18 protein-coding genes are annotated in these 20,703 nt (G+C 45.6%); 6 read left to right on the top strand and 12 right to left on the bottom strand.

Translation table 11 applies throughout. The annotated features are described in order from the left end of the window. Positions 1 to 39 precede the first annotated feature (39 nt). From KNQ09_RS00565 to KNQ09_RS00550, 4 genes are all read right to left on the bottom strand, one after another. Positions 40 to 819 (bottom strand): phosphatidylserine decarboxylase, encoded by a 780-nt coding sequence (locus KNQ09_RS00565; RefSeq protein WP_082874228.1) that lies wholly within the window; start codon positions 817 to 819, stop codon positions 40 to 42. Then, positions 812 to 1,300, bottom strand: coding sequence for a thioredoxin family protein (locus KNQ09_RS00560; protein ID WP_050677692.1), 489 nt, complete (start codon positions 1,298 to 1,300; stop codon positions 812 to 814). The genes KNQ09_RS00565 and KNQ09_RS00560 overlap by 8 nt, the downstream gene beginning before the upstream one ends. A 13-nt stretch (positions 1,301 to 1,313) precedes the next feature. Continuing rightward, positions 1,314 to 2,447: a beta-aspartyl-peptidase gene (gene iadA / locus KNQ09_RS00555; protein ID WP_064300347.1), complete on the bottom strand. Its 1,134-nt coding sequence runs from the start codon at positions 2,445 to 2,447 to the stop codon at positions 1,314 to 1,316. 63 nt (positions 2,448 to 2,510) lie between these two features. Continuing rightward, the gene (locus KNQ09_RS00550; protein ID WP_023467415.1) at positions 2,511 to 2,705 is read right to left on the bottom strand and encodes a YjzD family protein; all 195 of its coding nucleotides are present in this window, start codon (positions 2,703 to 2,705) and stop codon (positions 2,511 to 2,513) included. Positions 2,706 to 2,903: 198 nt separating this feature from the next. On the opposite strand from KNQ09_RS00550, the gene KNQ09_RS00545 reads away from it, so the two are divergent. Further along, the gene (locus KNQ09_RS00545; RefSeq protein ID WP_251138062.1) at positions 2,904 to 3,713 is read left to right on the top strand and encodes a Cof-type HAD-IIB family hydrolase; all 810 of its coding nucleotides are present in this window, start codon (positions 2,904 to 2,906) and stop codon (positions 3,711 to 3,713) included. Positions 3,714 to 3,754: 41 nt separating this feature from the next. Here the strand turns inward: KNQ09_RS00545 and KNQ09_RS00540 are convergent, their stop codons facing one another. From KNQ09_RS00540 to KNQ09_RS00510, 7 genes are all read right to left on the bottom strand, one after another. Next, on the bottom strand, positions 3,755 to 4,606 hold the full coding sequence (locus tag KNQ09_RS00540) for a YitT family protein (RefSeq protein ID WP_023467413.1): 852 nt from the start codon (positions 4,604 to 4,606) through the stop codon (positions 3,755 to 3,757). Positions 4,607 to 4,793: 187 nt separating this feature from the next. Then, a complete protein-coding gene (locus KNQ09_RS00535; protein WP_214857039.1) occupies positions 4,794 to 7,094 on the bottom strand; it encodes a glycoside hydrolase family 65 protein in 2,301 nt (766 codons plus the stop codon). A gap of 227 nt (positions 7,095 to 7,321) precedes the next feature. Then, positions 7,322 to 8,353, bottom strand: coding sequence for a LacI family DNA-binding transcriptional regulator (locus KNQ09_RS00530; RefSeq protein ID WP_035398727.1), 1,032 nt, complete (start codon positions 8,351 to 8,353; stop codon positions 7,322 to 7,324). 34 nt (positions 8,354 to 8,387) lie between these two features. Beyond that, entirely contained in the window at positions 8,388 to 9,911 is a 1,524-nt protein-coding gene (locus tag KNQ09_RS00525) for an alpha-amylase family glycosyl hydrolase (protein WP_214857038.1), read from the bottom strand. 22 nt (positions 9,912 to 9,933) lie between these two features. After that, positions 9,934 to 10,767 (bottom strand): sugar ABC transporter permease, encoded by an 834-nt coding sequence (locus KNQ09_RS00520; protein WP_050677686.1) that lies wholly within the window; start codon positions 10,765 to 10,767, stop codon positions 9,934 to 9,936. A 1-nt stretch (position 10,768) separates the two neighbouring features. Next, complete coding sequence (locus tag KNQ09_RS00515) at positions 10,769 to 12,124, bottom strand: carbohydrate ABC transporter permease (RefSeq protein WP_023467408.1); 1,356 nt, start codon at positions 12,122 to 12,124, stop codon at positions 10,769 to 10,771. A 126-nt stretch (positions 12,125 to 12,250) separates the two neighbouring features. Continuing rightward, a complete protein-coding gene (locus tag KNQ09_RS00510) occupies positions 12,251 to 13,507 on the bottom strand; it encodes an extracellular solute-binding protein (RefSeq protein ID WP_214858528.1) in 1,257 nt (418 codons plus the stop codon). Between the two features lie 455 nt (positions 13,508 to 13,962). Between KNQ09_RS00510 and KNQ09_RS00505 the strand changes: the two genes are divergently transcribed. Together KNQ09_RS00505 and KNQ09_RS00500 are read left to right on the top strand one after the other, a co-directional pair. Beyond that, positions 13,963 to 15,750 carry a glycoside hydrolase family 13 protein gene (locus KNQ09_RS00505; protein ID WP_214804367.1) on the top strand — a complete coding sequence of 596 codons (1,788 nt, stop codon included), beginning with the start codon at positions 13,963 to 13,965 and terminating at the stop codon, positions 15,748 to 15,750. A 140-nt stretch (positions 15,751 to 15,890) separates the two neighbouring features. After that, positions 15,891 to 17,042 (top strand): cation:proton antiporter, encoded by a 1,152-nt coding sequence (locus KNQ09_RS00500; RefSeq protein WP_214857037.1) that lies wholly within the window; start codon positions 15,891 to 15,893, stop codon positions 17,040 to 17,042. Between the two features lie 58 nt (positions 17,043 to 17,100). Here the strand turns inward: KNQ09_RS00500 and KNQ09_RS00495 are convergent, their stop codons facing one another. Beyond that, on the bottom strand, positions 17,101 to 17,874 hold the full coding sequence (locus KNQ09_RS00495; RefSeq protein WP_149426918.1) for an enoyl-CoA hydratase/isomerase family protein: 774 nt from the start codon (positions 17,872 to 17,874) through the stop codon (positions 17,101 to 17,103). Positions 17,875 to 18,067: 193 nt separating this feature from the next. On the opposite strand from KNQ09_RS00495, the gene KNQ09_RS00490 reads away from it, so the two are divergent. The 3 genes from KNQ09_RS00490 to pssA are packed head-to-tail and all read left to right on the top strand — an operon-like array spanning position 18,068 to position 20,645. Then, on the top strand, positions 18,068 to 19,450 hold the full coding sequence (locus KNQ09_RS00490) for an MATE family efflux transporter (RefSeq protein ID WP_149426917.1): 1,383 nt from the start codon (positions 18,068 to 18,070) through the stop codon (positions 19,448 to 19,450). Further along, positions 19,410 to 19,877 carry a Cys-tRNA(Pro) deacylase gene (gene ybaK / locus KNQ09_RS00485; RefSeq protein ID WP_064300355.1) on the top strand — a complete coding sequence of 156 codons (468 nt, stop codon included), beginning with the start codon at positions 19,410 to 19,412 and terminating at the stop codon, positions 19,875 to 19,877. The genes KNQ09_RS00490 and ybaK overlap by 41 nt, the downstream gene beginning before the upstream one ends. Positions 19,878 to 19,898: 21 nt before the next feature. Beyond that, the gene (gene pssA, locus KNQ09_RS00480) at positions 19,899 to 20,645 is read left to right on the top strand and encodes a CDP-diacylglycerol--serine O-phosphatidyltransferase (RefSeq protein ID WP_174316042.1); all 747 of its coding nucleotides are present in this window, start codon (positions 19,899 to 19,901) and stop codon (positions 20,643 to 20,645) included. Positions 20,646 to 20,703: the final 58 nt, after the last annotated feature.

The raw sequence follows: 20,703 nt of genomic DNA, 5'->3' as shown, positions 1-20,703 counted from the left end.
CCTAAACGTAAGGAGACGCCCAAAACGGGCGCCTCGCTTTCATGAATGCCATTGTCCGAGGCGCTGCCCCATTAAAACTGGTCCAATCGCCTGACTGTCTAACGTCAATGCGTCTTTCGGACAAATCAGGACGACCGTCGAACCGAATGAGAAGTATCCAAACTCATCCCCGCGACGAAGGTCCTTCGACTCGTTCGTCCGAACGATCGAGTTAACGTTCAGTGCGCCGACCATGACATGTTCAAGCGCATGTTTCCCTTGGACGATGCGCGTCACACGACGGTAGTTCCGCGTCAATGGACGAAGCGCATGTGTGAGACCGATCTCATTCACTGGTGCTGAATCGCGACCGAGCGTATAGCTCGTCCGGACTGTTCCATCCATCGGCACATGAACACGATGGTAGTTTTGCGGACTTAAGTAAAAGATCATCACACGTCCACCAACGTATTGCTGTGCCTCGTGATGGGAACCGAGTAACTCAGATACCGTATACGATTGTCCTTTGACAGTAAATCGGCTATCAGCCGTCAAGTCGTCAACGACGGATAGCACACCGTCACACGGACTGACGAATGCGCCATCTGATTGATCAATCGGTCGCATTTCCGGTTTGACATGACGAATGAAAACGTCATGTAAACTCGAATACGCTTCTAAATTCCGAGTCGCTTCTGTCATATTTAGATCGTATGCCTGAACGAACGGACGGATGAATGGACGACTGATACGGCTCATCGCAAAACGTTTCAGTTGTTTGGCAACAAGCGGGTGTCCATTTAATTCGAACACGCGAGAGTAAAACCATTTTTTAATCATTGAGATCACCGGATGATTCTTCTTTTGAGTCCTTTACGTCTTTTCCAGCGAAGAACTCTTTATAGCTGTCTTCCGTTTGCTCTCCTGCTACACGTCCGACTTCCTTACCATCCTTAAAATGAACAACCGTCGGTGTACCCTCGATGCCAAACGTGTCCCAAGCCGACTGTTCGACAGCAAGATCAATCTGTTCGAATGGGATGTCCTGTTTTTCACCAAGCGGGACGAGATATGGTTTTACTTTTTCACAGTGAGAACAACCTGTTTGATAGAAATACGTATAGAATTCATCACCGGATTTTACTTTATCTGCGACTTGTGTAGCCGTTAGGTTGCCGTTCTTCGATGCAGAATCTTCTCGATCCGTGAAGACGAGAAGTAATCCTCCCACCAATACGATCAAGGCGATGACTCCGGCTGTAATCCAATTCGCCTTGGATTGCGGTTTTTTCGTGTTTTTACGTTTCGACTTCTTTGACACGTCTATCCCTCCGTCATTCTGGTATTAGCCATTTTTTCTGAACCATTATAGCATGACCATTCGCAAGAATCGTATCGATTTGCAAAGCGTCATCAATCAGTAACAGATCCGCTCGTTCTCCAACCGCTATTCGCCCGCCCGGTATACCATATGCATCCGCGACATATCGCGTGATCGTCGCGATTGCCTGATCAAAAGTAACACCATGCTCCACTGCATCGCGTACGGCTTGCATCAAGGAAGAGGGTTTTCCTGTATCAATTCGCACTAATCGACCTGCCTCATCAAATGCCGGAAGACTTGCGCCAGCGTCGCTCGACATCGTGATCTGCTCGAGTGGAATTCCCGCTACTAAAGCACGGGCGACAGCCTGTCCTGCTGGAATCTCGCCTTCCGCAATGAAGCTTTCCGTCGTACACGTCGTAAAATCGATCCGTCCTCCCCGTTTCGCCCAGGCGAGTCCTGCCTCAAAAATCCGTTCACTCCGATTGATATGTGTCGGAAGGAATTGTTGAATCGGTAGATCGGTCGTGTCGATCACTTCATGTAATAGATCGAGCCCTTGTTTCCCGTCTCCGATATGGACGTTCATCGTTCCCGACACGCCTTTGACCATGCCGGCAATTCGGCCTTCTGACGCTAATCGCGCGAGTTCATGAGCCGTCGGTTGTGTCGATCGGTGATCGTTGATGGCAATCTCTCCGATACCAATCACTTCATTGATGAGGACGATATCATGTCCTGTCGATTGCGTCAGGAAGACCGGCGGAACCATATAACTTCCGCTTAATAGAAAGGGACGGATACCAGATGGAGCATATCCCCGTACGTGTGCCAGTAGGTCAATTCCTGTTCGTGTCCAACCATCCGTTCCGAGTAATCCAACGACCGTCGTGACACCGCCTTCGAATATGTCACGAACAGTCAACGGAGCCGTTCGCGTGGCAAATCCACCTTCTCCACCTCCACCAATCGGATGTAAGTGTCCGTCGATGAATCCGGGGACTAGCCGTTTGTTGCGACCATCAATCCGTTGCGTGATCAGTGCTTCATCTATGGTGTAGGAACCGATTCCGATGATCTGATTCCCTGCGATGTAGACATTTTGCGGCATCTCTTGCCACAGAACCTGTTCGATGACGATCATCGTTCATTCCTCCTTAAGACAAAAAGCGAGCCTATCGCCCAAGTGACGACATCTCGCTTTTCCTTATTCTGCCTTAGTCCCTTGACCAAGACCTAAATCTTCATTGACGGCATCGAGTGCGAAGACGACAAGTGAAGTGACGACAGACATAGCTGTCGCGAATCCGAAGCTATACGTTACTGCATCAACTGCCGATACGATGAACACAGCCGTGTTCACGAGTAAGAATGACCAAAAGAATGTAACGAGAAAACGCATGATTTCCCCTCCGTTTCCATAACGTACTATAGAGTTATCCTACGATTTGTAGTATACCATTTTTTAATCCAAGCAACAGCTTTTCTCTAATTTTTTCAAGCGCTTTCTTTTCCTTGAAAAACTTAATCGTTTCATACGAAGGACAATCGCTTCATATGCTACAGTAGAATTAACGAAAAGAAAGCGGAGGATTTCATCATGACCCGTCACTTAATCGCTGTCGATCTCGACGGCACCCTTTTAAAAGATGATAAGACAATCAGCGCTGCGAACATCGCTGCGCTCCAGCGTGCGCGTGCGAATGGTCACGAAGTCGTCATCGCAACTGGACGACCATTTCGTCACGCTCGAAAATATTACGAACAGCTCGGTTTAACGACACCGATCGTTAACTTTAACGGTGGTCTCGTTCATCACCCGCAAGACATCCACTTTGAAGTTCAGCATCATCCGATTCCATTAAAAACTGTTCAACATATTTTAGAATCTGTCGCTGAGACGAAAACACAAAACATCGTCTGCGAAGTCACGGATCATGTCTATTTTCAATATGATCCGGTTGGCATTTACGAATTCTATACCGACCATGCCTTATCCGTCACGACCGGAGATTTACGAAAGGTGCTTATGCATGAACCAACATCTCTTTTGATTCACGCAAAAGGAGAACACGTCGATGAGATCCGCTCCGAACTATCTGGTATCCATGCTGAGACGGTACTCAATCGTCAATGGGTGAAACCTGAATTCATGGTCGAAGTGATGCGAAAAGGTACAAGCAAAGCGGTCGGTCTTTCCCATATCGCCGACCACCTTGGAATTGACTCTAAACAAATCATTGCTTTCGGTGATGAGGAAAACGATTTAGAGATGATCGAGTATGCTGGACATGGTGTCGCGATGGGTAATGCCATCCCCGCGCTGAAGCATCTGGCAAACGGCACGACGAAGCGAAATGAGGATGACGGGATCGCGTATTACTTGAAACACGTCCTCGGGCTCGCATGAAAACAGATAAAGAGGCTGACTTTTGAGTCAGCCTCTTTTCATTATCCTTTTCGGAAGTATCCGACGACCGAGTCCGTTGCGACGACGTTGATGAAGACTGTCTCGTCCGCTTCCCGGCAAATTCGTTCAATGTCCCGCAATTCGTGACGCTCGATGACCATCATCAACGTCGCTTTTTCAGCTCGCGAATACGTTCCAATCGAAGGAATTTGCGTGATTCCTCGGATGATATGCTGATGCAAAGCCGTCGTGATGTCATCCGCATGATTCGTGACGATGAAAATCGTTAGACGCTGATTGCTCGTATGAATCTCATCGACGACCTTAGACGTCACGTAGATGAAGACGATTGTGTATAAAGCAGTCGACCAACCGAACAACGCTCCTGCTAATAATGCGATTAAAAAATTCAAGACGAACAGATACAAGCCGACACTGCGATCGGAGAAACGAGCAAAGATGAGGGCGACGATATCAAACCCACCCGTCGAAGCACCGAACTTAATCGTGATACCGGTACCGATCGCAAGCAAAACCCCTCCAAACACTGCATTCAGTGTTTGATCACCTGGTATGACAGCATATTGAGGAATAAGACCAATAAAAATCGTCGTTGCCAAGACCGAAACCAACGTAATGATTGTAAAACTCCGACCTAACATGATCCATGCGAGCACGATCAAAGGGATGTTCAACGCCAAGAACCAGACGTTTTCACCAAACGCAAATGCTGTATTTTGAAGGACTTGCGTCAAGATTTGGGCAAGTCCTGTAAATCCAGTCGAATATACACCACTCGGAATCAAAAACCAGTTCATGGCAACGGCGATGACGAATCCCCCAATCGAAGCCACGATCACTTTTAACATACTTTCCTTTACTACTGCTGTCACACGCCGTTCTCCTCTCATTCATAACTATCTTGAAACACTTTAGCACATTCAAATGTCGTCGGATAGTCAAGATTTCCAAAGATTGATGTTCTTTTTCATGATGGCGTTCTCATTTGTGACAAAGGTGTCCTGATTCTTGTTACACACAAAAAAAGAACCGACTAAAAAATCGGTTCTGTTTAATCTCTTATACTGTCATCGAAGCAGGAACTGTAATCTGTCCTCCCGCCGGAACTTCTACAGTTGTTCCATGAACGTTTAAGCTGAATGCTTCGCCTTCTGTTTGAGCGATTTCGACGGCATTTGGCTGTACATGGACATGGATATGATGACCGCGCCATTGCATCCGGAATGTATAGCTCGTCCAGCCTTTTGGCAACATCGGCTTAAAGGATAACGTATCGTTTGCCACCCGTAATCCAGCGAACCCGTGGACGATCGACATCCATGATCCAACCATCGACGTGATGTGTAATCCGTCTTCCGTATCATTGTTGTAATTATCGAGGTCAAGTCGTGCTGAACGTTGGTACAGTTCGACCGCTTTTTCCTCATAGCCGACTTCCGCCGCAATGATTGAGTAGATACATGGTGATAATGACGATTCATGAACCGTGCGTGGTTCATAGAAATCGAAGTTCGCTTTTTTCTCTTCTACACTGAAGCGATCCGTCAAGAAGTAAAGACCTTGTAAGACATCTGCTTGTTTAATGAAGACAGAGCGAAGGATCCGGTCCCATGACCAATTCTGGTTTAGCGGGAGATGTTTTGGATCGAGGTCAGCGACCAAGATTTGTTCCTTATCCATGAAGCCATCCTGTTGCATGAAGATTCCAGGGGCTGCCTCATCTTTTGGATAATACATCTTCGAGTCGATACCTGCCCACTTCGCCAGCTCCTCATCCGTCAACGCTAATTGATGCATAAGTTCTTGCAAACGTTCTGGTTCTTCTTGTGCCAAATGACGGTGGACGGTCTGCGTATATTCGAGACACCATGCCGCAATCAGATTCGTATACCAGTTATTGTTGACGTTGTTCTCATATTCATTCGGTCCCGTCACGCCAAGAATCATATAGACATCCTTGTGCGGCACGTAATTGACACGGCTTGCCCAGTAGCGGGAAATCTCGACTAACACTTCAAATCCGTATTGTCCGAGATACGACGTGTCTCCCGTGTAGTTCGTGTAGTTATAAATCGCATGCGCGATTGCACCGTTCCGGTGAATTTCTTCATGTGTGATTTCCCACTCGTTGTGGCACTCTTCTCCGTTCATCGTTACCATCGGATAAAGTGCACCCTTCATTCCGACATTCTTATCCGCATTTTCTTTCGCTTGCGGTAATTGATTGTGACGATACTTGAGTAAATTCCAAGCAACTTCCGGTTTCGACGTCGCAAGGTAGAAGTTTAAGCAATATGCTTCTGTATCCCAATACGTCGCACCACCATACTTCTCGCCCGTGAATCCTTTTGGTCCGATATTCAGGCGTGAATCTTCACCTGTGTAGGTCTGGAACATATGGAAGATGTTGAAACGAATCCCTTGCTGTGCCTCGACATCTCCTTCAATTTTCACGTCCGCTTCTTCCCAGTGGTGCAACCAAGCTGCTTCATGTGTCGCAAGCAATGTATCAAAGCCTGATTCGAATGCGACGTGAACCCGTTTCATCGCTTGCTCCAATAGCGCATCGATTTCATGGTCGCGATTCGTTACGAGTGCGACGAATTTTTCGACTGTGACACCCTCACCTACTGCGGCTTGTTTCGTGAAACGATTCGCGACGTACTGCGTATTGCCATCGACGACCTCACATCGTGCGCCTTCGACATCCGTGATCATCGCTGCCGTCACATGCCAATCGAGCTTTTTCGTTTTTGATGTGACATAACCGAACCGTTCTTCAATTCCGTGTTCGACAGGAAGCCAGAACTTCTCGTCATAGTTCGAGTCTTCATTTTCAACATCTGCATCGAGATACGATTCAATGACGATTTCTGCTTCAAAATTGACAGGTGTCACCGTATATTGCAAGGCAGCGATTTCTTTATCAACGATCGAGAAGAAACGCTTGGATTCGACTTTCGTTTCCTCTACCCCATTCTTCAATAGCATCGTCCGTGTCAACACACCGTGTTGCATATCAAGTTCGCGTTTGAAGTCGATGACTTCCCACGTGTTCAAATCAACAGCTTTTCCGTTGACGGATACTTTCAATCCCATGATATTGACAGCATTGAGTACTTTCGCAAAGTACTCTGGATAACCGTTTTTCCACCAGCCGACACGTGTCTTATCCGGATAGTAAACACCTGCGACATACATGCCTTGATGCGTGTCCCCTGTGTACTCTTCTTCAAACGTCCCGCGCATTCCCATATGACCGTTTCCGATCGATGTCATCGATTCTGCCAATCGATTATCTTCTGGATGAAAACCAAGCTCTGTAATTTTCCACTCATTGACCTCAAAAAGTCGTTTCATCGTCAAGTCGCTCCTTTTTATGCTACGCATGTCGGTCACCCTGATCATGTAAGCGTTTCATCTATACTATACATTCTTTATTGTACACATAAAAAGCATCAATGCAATCGTTTGCACGAAAATAAATTTCTTTTTCTGCAACCGCTTCCTTTTACTAGAAATCGATATCCATTTGAATCAAAAAAAGTCTATTTTCAAACCAATCGGCTTAAAAATAGACTGTCGTTTCATGCTTCAGATTTTCCGCCACAAGACTGACGGACGACGAGATAATGCGGGACGATGACGCGCTTCCCATAAGGGGTCGCATCTTCATTGATTTGTTCAATCAAACAATTCGTCGCTTCAAAACCAAGTCCAAAGATATTGATTTCAACAGAAGTCAACGGCGGGCTTGAGAATTCTGCGATGAACAAGTTATTGAAACTGACGACAGCCATTTGATCCGGCACACCGATACCCATCTCATTCAGTGTACTCATGACACCAAGTGCCATCATATCGTCACTGACGACGACGGCCGTCGGCGGATGTTCAAGCGACATCAGTCGTTTGACTGCCTCAGCGCCTCCTGTCGTCATGAATGGTGCACTGACGATGTAGGATTCTTGAATCGGAATACCCTCTTCCATGAGAGCCGTCTTGTAACCCCCGACACGTTCTTGCGTCACAGCTAGGTCCTGTGCGCCTCCGACGAATGCGATACACTCATGCCCAAGTTGATGCAAGTACTTCGTCACTTCGCGACCGGCTAGATAATTATCCGTATCGACATATGTGACATGTGATGAATCACTGAATGGTTTTCCGACGACGACGAACGGAAACTTCGAATCTTGCAGAAATTGAACAACTTTGTCATCCGTACGGGAATACAGTACGACGACACCATCGACACGACGGCCCTGAACCATCGACACGACACCTTCATATACTTCTTCTTCCGAGACACCTGTCGTCATATATAACGAATATCCATTTTGATGCGCTTTTGTACTGATTCCTCGAATGACTTCCGAAAAGAACGGGTTTTGTAGCGTTTTTGTTGCAGCACTTGGCATGACGAGACCGATCGCTTGTGTCGTTCGATTCGCTAGACTGCGAGCATGAACGTTCGGATAATATCCGAGCTCATCCATCGCCTGCCGCACCCGTTCCTTCGTCTTTTGACTGATGCGTGAACTATTCGCAATGACGCGTGATACCGTCGAGGGTGCGACATTCGCTTCCCGTGCTACATCCTTGATTGTTACCTGCATCCCCTTCACCTCACATTTCTCCTAGTTAAGTATTTTATTTTGTTTGACGTTGCATGCGTTTACGGTGAACGAGAAGAAGTATGAGCGCTAAAATCGGAGCAATCGCACCAATGGCGATGATCGACCACCAGTTGACTTGTGACTTTTCGATGACATAGCTGTTCGCACTATTTGCATCAAGCGTGATCTCATAGGCGTCACCATCTTGACGCACCAAGTCTGAGAATAAAAGTCCTCTTAAACGCTGGTCATCAACGATTTCTTTCGCAGACACGCGTAAGCTCGTCTTTTTTTCTCCAAGATTGATCGCGTAAACGACTTGTTGTTGTTTCGTCTCCCGTGAGTAGACTGCCATATGATCTGTTTTTGCGATCAAGCGTTGCTTCCCTGTTGCAAACGCTGGGTAGTCCTGACGCATCTCGTTCAACGTTTTTACGTACTGTTGCATCTTCTTGTTTTGATCAAATGTCATCATCATCCGGTTTCCAGGATCCTCGCCACCTGGCATCGCCACCTCTGTTCCTTGGTAGACGATTGGCATCCCCGGGGCAGCATAGAGTGCAAACAGCGCCAATCGAAGCTGCCGTTCCTCTTCGTCTGCTCCACCAATCTTTGCTTCCGTGATGAAGCGCTTGACATCATGATTATCAATGAAGGTTGCAAGTCCCTTGGCATTCGGATTAAACGTAGTATCTCGATTATAAACTGAATCGAGCTCTTCCGCTGAACCATTTTTGCGGGCAAACTGATCCTTGACTCCATAATAAAACGGGAAGTTCGTCACGGAATCAAAACCTAATTTTGAATAAGATGCGATTTTTCGCGGATCTCCATCGAATACTTCAGCCAACAAGAATAAGTCCGGATGCTTTTCTTTGACTGCTGGGATGAACGTTTCCCAAAAAGAGGCTGGCACATGGCGAACCGTATCGAGCCGGTATCCGTCTATACCCGTTTCATCGGCCCAGTAGTTCGCGACATCAACTAAATAATCGACGACTTCTGGATTTTCCGTATTGAAGTCCGGTAAATCGAACAGCCAGTTATTTTCGACTTCCGACGGGTTATTCCAGTTCATGATTGGTTGATTTTTATGGAACCACTCCGGTTTTTCTTTCACCATCGGATGATTTGGTCCTAAATGATTGACGACAAGATCAAGGACGACCTTGATATTTCGGTCATGAGCTTCCTTGACGAGGCGTTTAAACTCTTCCTTTGTTCCGAAGTGCGGATCAATCTCGTAATAATCATCCGTCCAGTATCCATGATAACCATTCGGACGGTTCTTAAAGATCGGCGTTAACCAAATCGACGTGAATCCCTTTTCCTTGATGTAATCGAGACGTTTCGTCACGCCTGCTAAATCACCACCTTGAAACGCTTTTGGATTTTCAGGATCCGCCTCTCGGTCATTACTCGGATCGCCATTCTCGAACCGGTCCACCATGATGAAATACATTCGTTCTTTTTCCCAACCTGCTGCTTCACCCGTCATCGGTTGAAGGCCGATAGACAAGAGAAGCGGCAAGAGGAGAAGCATTATGCCTCGTCTCATGCCGCTGATTTCCCCCTTATGATTATCCTTTTGTTCCACCTGCTGTCAATCCAGACACGAAGAAGCGCTGGAATGCGAAGAAGAGAAGAACGATTGGAACTGCTGATAATACGGCACCTGCCGCAAATAACGTGAAGTTATTGTCGAACTGCTCCGACACCATGTTGTACAACCCGACCGCAAGTGTCTGTTTCTCAGGAGAACGCAGGACGAGCGATGCTAAAATGAAGTCGTTGAATGGTGCCATGAAGTTGAACAACGCGATGACGGCGACCATCGGTTTTGCGAGCGGTAAGATGATTTGCCAGAAGATTCGTAAGTGACCGGCACCATCCATCCGTGCCGCCTCATCGAGTTCTTTTGGAATCGTATCGAAATATCCTTTTGCAAGATACGTATTCATTGGAATCGCGCCACCCGAGTAGAGTAGGATGAGCGCCAGATGCGTATCAAACAATTCTAACATATTAAGCAAGACATAAATCGCAATAATGGCAACGAATTGCGGTACCATCTGCAACACGAGGAACAAGATTAGTGAATTTTTCCGACCGACGAAGCGATAGCGTGAAAAAATGTATCCTGTTAACGTGATTAGAGCGACGGAGACGACCATCGTGATGACGGCAATCTTGATTGTGTTTAAATACCACATGCCATAATCCGTTTTTGATGGATCAAACAAATCGAAGTAGTGAATCAAAGTCGGATTACTTGGGAAGATATCCGATGTAATACTTTTCCCTGGGTTAAGTGAAGTCCCAACAACCCAAAGGAGTGGATAAACGATAATGATGGAGGCGATCGTCAAAATGAGATATGACAACGCCATGTTGATTCGGTTTTGTTTTCTCATATTAGATCATATCCTCATCTTTGAATGATTTTGAACGCTTGAACTGAATGACGGCAATCGTCATGATGAAGAACGACAACACAAGCGTGATCGCTGCTGCGAATCCATACTGCGGGTTCGCGCCAAGCGACAATTTGTAAATCCACGAAATCAAGATATCCGTTCCACCAGCCGATTGACCCGGCACTGCCGGTCCACCGTTGTTGAAGAGATAGATGATATTGAAGTTATTGAAGTTGAACGTATACTGCGTGATCAAGATTGGTGCTGTTGCGAAAAGAATCATCGGCAATGTGATCAAGCGGAACTTCTCTCCTGCTGTCGCTCCATCGATTGTTGCTGCCTCATAAAGATCTTCTGGTATCGACTGCAAGATCCCCGTCGTCAGTGTCATGATGTATGGGAAACCTAACCACCACTGAATCCCGATCAAGGCAAGCTTCGTATACGTCGGATCTGTCATCCAGTCGACACCGTCAGTAAGACCGATCGCTGGTAACAATGTCGTATTGAAGACACCGAATGTCTCATTGAACATCGAGCGGAAGATCAAAATCGTGATGAAGGCTGGTACTGCCCATGACAGGATCAAGATGGAACGGAAGAACCGTTTTCCTTTGAGTCCTTTTTGGTTAAGCAAGACTGCAAGTCCGATACCGATCGCGATGACACCTGTCGTCGAAGCGACGGTCCAGACAAGCGTCCAACCAAGAACGCTGACGAATGTATCGCGGAAAATATCAACCGTAAAGATATTCAAGAAGTTTTGAATCCCGATCCAGTCGACCAGCTTTGCTGGAGGCGAGTTGTTGAACTTATAGTTCGTAAAAGCAATCAAGAAAGTAAAGATTAACGGTAAGACGACTGTGAACACTAAAAGTACTAACGAAGGAATCAACATCGCATACGGGAATCCATTATCGCGGAAGTTCCGTAGTTGCATCTTCAAGGAAGGTACTTCAAGGTTCATGTCACGCAACTTACCGATTCGATACGCATCGATAAAGTTCCAGACGTAAATGGCGATACCAAAGACAAGTAAAATCAAGGCAATGATGCCCTCGACCATTAGAAAGATCGAGTGATCCCCCCTTACGCCTGGTACCTCACCGAGTGTAATCAAGCCCCAGATCGCTCCGCGATCGCCAGGACCATTTCCGGCTCCTTTGAAGAACAGTTCAAAGTTGACGAGAAAATATGATAGTACGACGACAAAAAATGTCGCGCCTTTAAGGAATTGTTTATTGTATAGTTGTCCTACTCCTGGAATGATCGACATCAGCGCCGCAATCGTGCGGTGGTTCGTCTTTTTTTCAGGCGTTGGATTCGTCGGGTGTGGTGTTGCAATCGCAGCCATCGTCCGTTCTCCTTTCCAAAGGTCATGTCTGACCTCAGGCTTCTCTTCCAACCATAAAGATGAGGGGGAATCCAAGATCCCCCTCTCTTTATCTCTTTTTCATGGATTCACACGTTCCATTTACGCTTATTGATTGTTAGCTTCGATTTGTTGCTTGATTTGTTTGACAGCATCATCAGCTGATTTTTGTGCGTCTTGTTTGTTTGTTGCAACAAGCTGAAGTGCTGCTGCCATTGGTTCCCAAACTTGACCCATCTCAGCGATGTTCGGCATTGGCACACCGTTTTGTGATTGTGCGAAGACTGCTGCTGCGACTTCGTTATCCTTGATTGCTGCATCTTCTTGAAGAGCAGTAACTGGTGGGATTTCATTGTATTTTTCGAACATTGCTTTAGCGTTTTCTTCACCTGTGAGTGATGCCAAGAACTTCTCAGCCCACTCTGCATTTTCCGAGTATGCTGAAATCGCGTATGTTTTTACACCAACGAATGTTTTGATCGGCTCACCGTTTGGAAGTTTCGGAAGTGCTGAAGCTCCGAGGTTGATACCTTTTTCTTTATAGCTCGCAACTGCCCATGGACCGTTCATGACAGCAACAGCTTTTTTATCGCCGAAGAGTTGATCAAGTGCTTGACCACCGCCACCACCGATAAGACCTTTCGGGAAGAGACCTTCTTTGTACCACTTGCCGATGTAATCCATACCTTCGACAGCACCTTCATTGTTCAAGCCGATATCTGCTGGATCCAATTTGCCACCGTTGTCTTTGAAGACATATCCACCGTATCCACCGATTGGACCGTGTGCGAAGTAGAAGTTATCCCAAAGCGCGAGGAATCCGTATTTGCCGTCTTTCTTTTGCTCTGTTGAGATCTTGTACAGATCATCCATTGAAGCTGGTGCTTCTTTTAATTCATCTTTATTGAAAAGGAGGATTGGTGTTTCAACTGCTTTCGGATATCCGTAGACTTTACCATCAAACGTTACTGCTGATTTCGCTGTATCGATGAATGGCTCAAGTGCTTTTTCGCCATCCTTGAGTTCCGCGATCAAGCCTTGGTCAACGACTGTACCGATTTGGTCGTGTGGAAGAAGCATGATATCCGGCCCTTTACCTGCTGGTCCGTCAAGTGCTACTTTCTTCTGCTGATCTGTCATCTTAACTTCTTTAACTTCAACTTTGACGCCTTCTTTTTCTTCGAACGCTTCAGCTGCCGCTTTAGTCGTTTCAGCTTTTTCAGTGTCTTCCCAGATGACGATCTTGCTTGGTTTTTTACTGCCCGAATCTGAAGATGATGATTCAGAATCCGATCCACCGCCACATGCTGCAAGCGCACCGATTGCCATGACAGATACAGAGAGACCTGCTACGAATTTTTTCATTTCCATGATTGAAATTTCCTCCCCAAGTTAACTTATGAATGATAAGTTTTAATGCACAACGTTTGCATAAAGGCACAACCATTTTCTCATGATAACAACCGAGTGGTTGTAAGCGTTTTATGAAAACGTTTGCATCACCTTTACATTTTTATTATACAATCTAAAATCCTTTTGACAAGTCCTTTTATTCAATTATTTTCTTACATTTCAAAAACTTTTTATTTTTGATTTCATTATTTGAATCAAACGCTAAAAAGAATAAGTGAATAAAAAGAAAACGTTTTCATTTTTATTGTTTGCACAACATGATGCAAACGATTGCATCATACTCTCGACTTTTATCAGGAATCCTTGATTTCACGGGATTGGAATTGACTTTAAGAAAGCGCTTTACTATTCTTAGGTCGAAGACATAATCAATACGATGCAAGCGATTGCGTTAAGGAGTGACTGCCATGTTCAAAGAAGCTGTGTTTCACCGTGCGATGTCTCCATTCGTCTATAAGTACGATGAGCGAACAATCCACATCCGTTTACAAACGAAAAAAAATGACGTTGATCGCGTCGATTTGATTTGGGGCGATCCATACGATTGGCATACTGAAAACCCAGATGCTGCCGATTGGAACTTCGATCCCTCAAAATCAAACTACTGGAATACATTTGAAACACCGATGAAGCGAAGTGGATCAGATGAATTATACGATTATTGGTTCATCGATGTCGTACCTCCTTTCCGTCGTCTACGATATGGTTTCCGTCTCCATGACGGTTCAACGAGTCATGTATTCACGGAACGTGGATGGTTCGATGAAAAACCGCTCGATGATACAGGCTACTATTTCTGTGTTCCTTTCCTTAATGCAGTCGACGTATTCACTGCACCAGATTGGGTCCAGGATACAGTTTGGTATCAAATCTTCCCAGATCGCTTTGCAAATGGCGATGCGACGAATGATCCAGCTGGTACACTTCCATGGAATAGTACAGCACCGACGACGACGAATCTTTTCGGTGGAGATTTCCAAGGAGTCATCGACCACATCGATTATCTCGTTGAACTTGGTATCACTGGTATTTACTTCTGCCCGATCTTCTTGGCGAAATCGAATCATAAATATGACACAATCGATTACTTAGAAATTGATCCACAGTTCGGTACGAAAGAGAAATTCAAGGAAATGGTCGATCTGTTACACGCACACGGGATTCGCATCATGTTAGATGCCGTTTTCAATCATGCCGGCTTCCACCATAAAGCATTCGCTGACATCCGTGAACATGGTAGTCATTCAACCTATAAAGAATGGTTCCATCTGCGTGATTTCCCGCTCGTGACAGAACCATTGCCGAACTACGATACGTTTGCTTTCGTACCTGAAATGCCGAAATTCAATACCGAGAACGATGAAGTAAAGTCATACTTACTCCATGTCGCCCGCTATTGGGTCGAAGAATTCGGAATCGATGGCTGGCGACTCGACGTCGCCAACGAGGTTGATCACGCATTTTGGCGTGATTTCCGTCAAGTCGTCAAGGAAGTCAACCCTGACACGTATATCCTTGGTGAAATTTGGCATGACTCACAGGAATGGTTGCTCGGTGACCAGTTCGACGCCGTCATGAACTATCCATTTACGAATGCCGCCTTGAACTTCTTTGCCTTGGATAAGACTAAAGCAAGCTCGTATGCGAACGATATGTCGCATGTATTGTTCTCAAACACGATGAATGTCAATGAAGTGACCTTTAATTTGATCGGTTCACACGATACACCACGTGCGTTAACGCGCGCTGGCAATAACAAACAGAAGCTTCGCCTTCTCTTGTTATCGATGTTGACGTTCTCAGGTAGTCCCGTCATCTATTATGGTGATGAAATCGGTCTCGATGGCGATCAAGATCCAGGCTGCCGAAAATGCATGCCGTGGGATCCAGAGGAGCAGGATCAGGAGTTATTCGCCTATACGCGACATTTGTTACAGCTTCGAAAGCAGCATAAGACGCTTGCGAACAAAGGACATATCTCTTTCGTTCATGCGAATGATGAGACGAATACAATCATCATGCGTCGCATGAGCCCGGAAGGATTGTATTATATCTACTTCAACAATTCAGATGCTCCCGTTTCGTTGACCGCTCCACAAGCTGGTCGGGGGCTTGATTTATTGACGAACACGCACCAGCAGACACTTGATGTCTCTCTCCCTGCGTATTCTGGAACGATCGTTCAAGTCTTATAACCATCTAAAAGCCTGTACACTCACCTTCTAAAAAAGAAGTTTTGTGTACAGGCTTTTTCTGTATCCGTTCTTCAGGAGAGAAACAAGTTAATGAATGCCATCGAATTAGGGTATAGGGTACAGAAAGGAGGACATCCTCCATGGAAATTTTCTTTTACGCCGGTCTCATCCTCATCGGCTTGTTTACGATCAGTTACTTGAGTGAACGATTCCACGTTCCGAGTATTCTAGCCTTCATCTTGATTGGAATCCTCCTTGGATTTTATTACGATCCTCCCGAAGAGCTGAAACTCGGAGGAGAAGCGGGCATCATCGTCCTGTTCTTTTTACTCGGTCTAAAATTTTCAGTGGCGGACTTGCTGATTCAGCTCCGTTCCATTTGGAAAGCAGGAGTCATCGATATTCTACTTTCGTTTGGTGGAACAATCCTGTTGACTTTATCGTTCGGTTTTTCCATCGCCGAATCGTTTTTGATCGGCTGTGTCTTGTATGCGACGAGTTCTTCGATTTCAGCTCGACTGCTCGATCGGGAACCGGATAAACATCAGGATGTGAATCGCTTCGTGCTGTCCTTACTCGTCTTCGAAGATTTGATGGCACCAATCCTACTGACGACGGCCCCGTTCGTTTTAGGGACTGAGACGTTCTCGGTTGCCAAAATCAGCATCATCTTTCTCGGGTTCGCCTTCTTATTCATTGCTTTAATCATCATGACGTTATTCATCCGAAGACGGAAACGTCTCGTCGATTCACTCTACCGTCATCCTGATGCCGGCATCGGAATCATCGGCTTGATTTTATTGTTTTCTGGAATTGGAATCTTATTTGGTCTATCCGAAGTACTTGGTGCCTTCATCATCGGTATTTTGTTAACCGAACTGGATGAGACGCGTTATCTTAGACGACTAGTCACGCCGTTCCAAGACTTATTATTACCATTGTTCTTTATTACATTCGGAATGTCATTCGAATTGACTGACGGATTACCGATTGATCTATTTTTCTTCGCTCTTGTCATTTGGGGAGTCGTCTCTAAATTTTTAGTCGGTTACCTCGGCGGAAGGTCCTTTGGTTTATCGAATTATCATGCGATCGAATCTGGCTTTTGTCTGGGTCCACGTGGTGAATTTTCGATACTTTTCATCACGCTCGCTAGTGGTGCATTCGTGACGTTGACTGGGATATACATTTTTGTTTCTGCTTTTCTCGGAATTCTATTATTCCGTATCTCTACAGGATTGACGAACCGTACACATGCGACCGCACGAAAAATCAAAAAGAAATTGAATTAAAAAGACGTCGGCGCATCGTGCGTTTCCGACGTCTTTCTTCTATAAAAGTATGCTCGATTCATCGTCCGACAAAAACAGGGCGTTTTTTTTCGATGAAGGATTCAACAGCATGGCGATGGTCTTCCGTTTTTCCAGCACGTGACTGATAGATGATTTCTTGAGCAAGCATTTCCTCCAAGTTATTTTCATAACTCGCTGCTTGCAGCTGCTTGATGTACCCGATCACTTTTGTCGGACGATCTGCCAGCTGACGAGCAAACGCTGTGACCTCTTCTACAAATTTCTCTGATTCGATACTTCGTGTTGCTAGGTTGAGCGAAACGGCTTCGTCTGCTGAAATCGTGTCACCGAGTAACGCAAGCTCCGTTGCTTTTGCTGCACCGATTAGTCGAGGCAAGAAATACGGAGCACCCGCATCTGGAACAAGACCGATATTGATGAATCCGAGCGACAATTTCGCTTCAGCGTGGACGAGCCGGAAATCGCAGGCCAGCGTCAATGATAAACCGGCACCTGCCGCTACACCATTAATGGCAGCGATCGTCGGTTTTTTTGATTTAGCAATCGCCCGAACGACAGGATGATAATACTGCTGGAGATATTCACCATGATCGAGCTCAGGCGAGACGGTTTTCAAATCTTGTCCTGCACAAAAACCACGTCCTTCACCAGTCAAGACGATGACACGTACTTCTTCGTCTTGATTCGCTTCTTCTAAGGCGTCTGCCAGCTCTTCTAACAAATTCGACGTTAATGCATTCAGTTGTTTGGGTCGAGCCAACGTTAGCGTTGCGATTTGATCCTTGACGACATAATGCATTTCTCGTTTCATCGGATTCCCCTACCTTTTAAAAATGAATGATTGTTCATTATGATGTATTCGTGATATTTTATGAAAATCCTTTTAAATCTCTTTTTTTTCGATGAAAGACAAAAAACCCTCTTTCATTATGAAAATCGAAGGCGTATAGTTTCAAAAAGATAAAGAAACACTATTCGTTTTATGAAACAAAGGGGATTTATTTATGAAAACAGTCAAGCAACCAAGCTTATTCCACATTACGTGGCCATTATTCATCGAGATTGCATTGCATATGAGCCTCGGGATCATTGCAACGTTGATTTTAAGTTATTACTCGGATAGCGCCGCTGCGGCAGTCGGTGTATCCAATCAAATTTTGAATATCTTCATTATTCTCTTTAACATCACCTCGGTCGGTGCAACGATCATCATTGGTCAGTACCTCGGTGCAAAAAAGACGCAAAACGCTCGTCAAACTGCTCGTTCTGCTTTTGCGATTAACTTGTATACCGGTCTCATCGTTTCTCTGACCGTCGTGTTGTTCGGAAGACAACTTCTTGGATTTTTCTCGTTAGAAGGAGAGACGCTCGTCTATGGCGAAACGTTCATTAAGATCGTTGGTCTATTCCTTTTCTTAGAAGCTATCTCATTGACACTGGGTGCGATTCTCCGGAGTCATGGATTCACTAAAAATGCTATGTACGTCACGCTACTCATGAATTTCGTTAGTGCTTTTGGTAACGTCATCGCTGTTCTTGGACTCTTCGGCATTCCCGTTCTCGGTGTTGCTGGTGTCGCTTGGTCGATCGTCATCGCCCGGACAATCGCTGTCCTTGTGTTGTTCTTTGTCGTTTACCGCAAACTTTCTTTACGTTTTACAGTAAAAGACTTGATTCATTTCAATCGTGAGGATGTGAAACGAATCATGAACATCGGAATCCCATCTGCTGGTGAAGGGATCTCGTATCAATTCTCACAACTCATCATCACAGGATTCATCGCAACAATTGGTGAAGCAGCGTTGTCTGCTCGCGTTTATGTATCAAACATCACGATGCTTTGTTTCCTATTTACGCTTGCCATCGCTCAAGGAACTCAATTACTCGTCGCACGCCAAGTTGGTGCTCAACAATTTGAACAAGCATATGGACGTGCTGTGAAAACATTGAAGATCGCTGTTTTCGCAAGCTTCATCTCAGCTGTCGCTCTTGCTTCATTCGGTTCATCGATTCTATCAGCGTTCACATCGAGTCCTGAAATCATTGCAATCGGTATCCCACTACTCTGGGCAAGCGTCATTCTTGAACCAGGTCGCGCGATGAACATCGTGCTCATGGGAACTCTTAAATCGGCAGGAGATGTTCGTTTCCCTGTCGCCATCGGTATTCTATCGATGTGGGGAATCGCGGTCGTCCTAAGTTATACGCTTGGTCTTGGTTTCGGTCTTGGATTACTTGGAATCTGGATTGCCTTCTCTGCTGACGAATGGTTCCGTGGCATTTTCGCCATGAAGCGTTGGCACGGACGGAAATGGGTCCAATACTCACTCGTCAAAGGAGAAACACATGAGCAAAACGAACGTCGAGAGGCTTCTGAAGCAGTCTAAGATTGACTTCGAATCCCTCACTTATCCTGTTGATCTTGATGATTTATCTGCTGAAGCCGTCGCTAGAAAGATTAATTACCCCCTTTCGACCATTTTTAAAACCCTTGTTTTGAAAATGGTCGAAAATAAATATGTCTTCGTCGTCATTTCGGGGGAAGAAGAACTCTCTCTAAAGGCAGCGGCCAAAGCATTGCATTCAAAAAAAGTCGCGCTTGTTCCGATGAAGGAGTTAGAAGACCTGACTGGCTATATTCGAGGTGGTGTCTCTGCCATCGGTGCTAAGAAGAATTTTCCGGTTCTCTTATCGGATCGTGCTATCCATGAACCATTCATCATCATATCCGCTGGAAAACGTGGACATCAAGTTCGGTTGAATCCTCATGATTTTTTATCTTTCACTCAGGGGATTCTCTTTACGAACGGCTGAATTCCATCTCCTAATTATGGTATGATGAGTAGTATCGATGAAGTGGCAGGAGGAATCATTTTGTGGAAAGATCGTGTTCGTAATTCAATACCCAACCTATTTACGTTCGGAAATCTGTATTGTGGTTTTTTAGCCATCGTCATGGCAGCAAAAGGTGATTTTCAAAATGCCACCTTACTAATCGTCATCGCGATGATGCTTGATAGTCTGGACGGACGTCTTGCTCGGATGCTTGGTGTAGCAGGCGACTTCGGAAAAGAACTGGACTCATTAGCAGATATCGTGACATTCGGTGTCGCACCTGCAATGATGGCCTACTATACGTATTTCTATGAATTCGGAGAAGTTGGTTTACTAATCTCTGCTCTGTTCCCGTTGTTCGGCGCATTCCGTCTTGCCCGGTTTAATTTATCGGCAACGAATGTGGCATCTGCTTATTTTTCAGGTGTACCAATTACGGCGGCAGGTGGTATTTTGGCCGTCGTCACGTTGTTTAGCGGACGAATGAACGACTTGATGGTCCCACTTGTCTTCACAGGTCTTGCCTTCTTGATGGTCAGTCGTGTCAAGATTCCAAGTTTTAAAGACATTCCCGTTCCGCGCCATACGTTCGTCATCACCTTTACGTTGCTGTACGTGACGTATGTCATGATTGCGCGTAGCAATGAGTGGTCGACGTTTTGGTTCGTTGCTGTTCCGTTGTATATCGCGTTTCTCCTTTTCTCGTTCATCAAAAAGAAGAAGCAAAAGCAACATTCAAACGGATAATGGTAGGAAGTGGTTCGGTTTCTCTTGCGAGAAGCCGGACCACTTTTTTTATAAGACC

This window comes from Exiguobacterium sp. s191, assembly GCF_018618955.1.
In the GTDB taxonomy this organism is placed as follows: domain Bacteria; phylum Bacillota; class Bacilli; order Exiguobacteriales; family Exiguobacteriaceae; genus Exiguobacterium_A; species Exiguobacterium_A abrahamii.
Note: the sequence above shows the minus strand (reverse complement) of the source record. Positions and strands in the feature narration are given on the sequence as shown.

Bases quoted from the DNA above. Each gene is read 5' to 3' on its own strand.
- KNQ09_RS00565 (WP_082874228.1), bottom strand. From the start codon at position 819: ATGATTAAAAAATGGTTTTACTCTCGCGTGTTCGAATTAAATGGACAC.
- iadA (WP_064300347.1), bottom strand. From the start codon at position 2,447: ATGATCGTCATCGAACAGGTTCTGTGGCAAGAGATGCCGCAAAATGTC.
- KNQ09_RS00550 (WP_023467415.1), bottom strand. From the start codon at position 2,705: ATGCGTTTTCTCGTTACATTCTTTTGGTCATTCTTACTCGTGAACACG.
- KNQ09_RS00545 (WP_251138062.1), top strand. From the start codon at position 2,904: ATGACCCGTCACTTAATCGCTGTCGATCTCGACGGCACCCTTTTAAAA.
- KNQ09_RS00535 (WP_214857039.1), bottom strand. From the start codon at position 7,094: ATGAAACGACTTTTTGAGGTCAATGAGTGGAAAATTACAGAGCTTGGT.
- KNQ09_RS00530 (WP_035398727.1), bottom strand. From the start codon at position 8,353: ATGCAGGTAACAATCAAGGATGTAGCACGGGAAGCGAATGTCGCACCC.
- KNQ09_RS00525 (WP_214857038.1), bottom strand. From the start codon at position 9,911: ATGAGACGAGGCATAATGCTTCTCCTCTTGCCGCTTCTCTTGTCTATC.
- KNQ09_RS00520 (WP_050677686.1), bottom strand. From the start codon at position 10,767: ATGAGAAAACAAAACCGAATCAACATGGCGTTGTCATATCTCATTTTG.
- KNQ09_RS00515 (WP_023467408.1), bottom strand. From the start codon at position 12,124: ATGGCTGCGATTGCAACACCACACCCGACGAATCCAACGCCTGAAAAA.
- KNQ09_RS00510 (WP_214858528.1), bottom strand. From the start codon at position 13,507: ATGAAAAAATTCGTAGCAGGTCTCTCTGTATCTGTCATGGCAATCGGT.
- KNQ09_RS00505 (WP_214804367.1), top strand. From the start codon at position 13,963: ATGTTCAAAGAAGCTGTGTTTCACCGTGCGATGTCTCCATTCGTCTAT.
- KNQ09_RS00500 (WP_214857037.1), top strand. From the start codon at position 15,891: ATGGAAATTTTCTTTTACGCCGGTCTCATCCTCATCGGCTTGTTTACG.
- KNQ09_RS00495 (WP_149426918.1), bottom strand. From the start codon at position 17,874: ATGAAACGAGAAATGCATTATGTCGTCAAGGATCAAATCGCAACGCTA.
- KNQ09_RS00490 (WP_149426917.1), top strand. From the start codon at position 18,068: ATGAAAACAGTCAAGCAACCAAGCTTATTCCACATTACGTGGCCATTA.
- ybaK (WP_064300355.1), top strand. From the start codon at position 19,410: ATGAGCAAAACGAACGTCGAGAGGCTTCTGAAGCAGTCTAAGATTGAC.
- pssA (WP_174316042.1), top strand. From the start codon at position 19,899: ATGATGAGTAGTATCGATGAAGTGGCAGGAGGAATCATTTTGTGGAAA.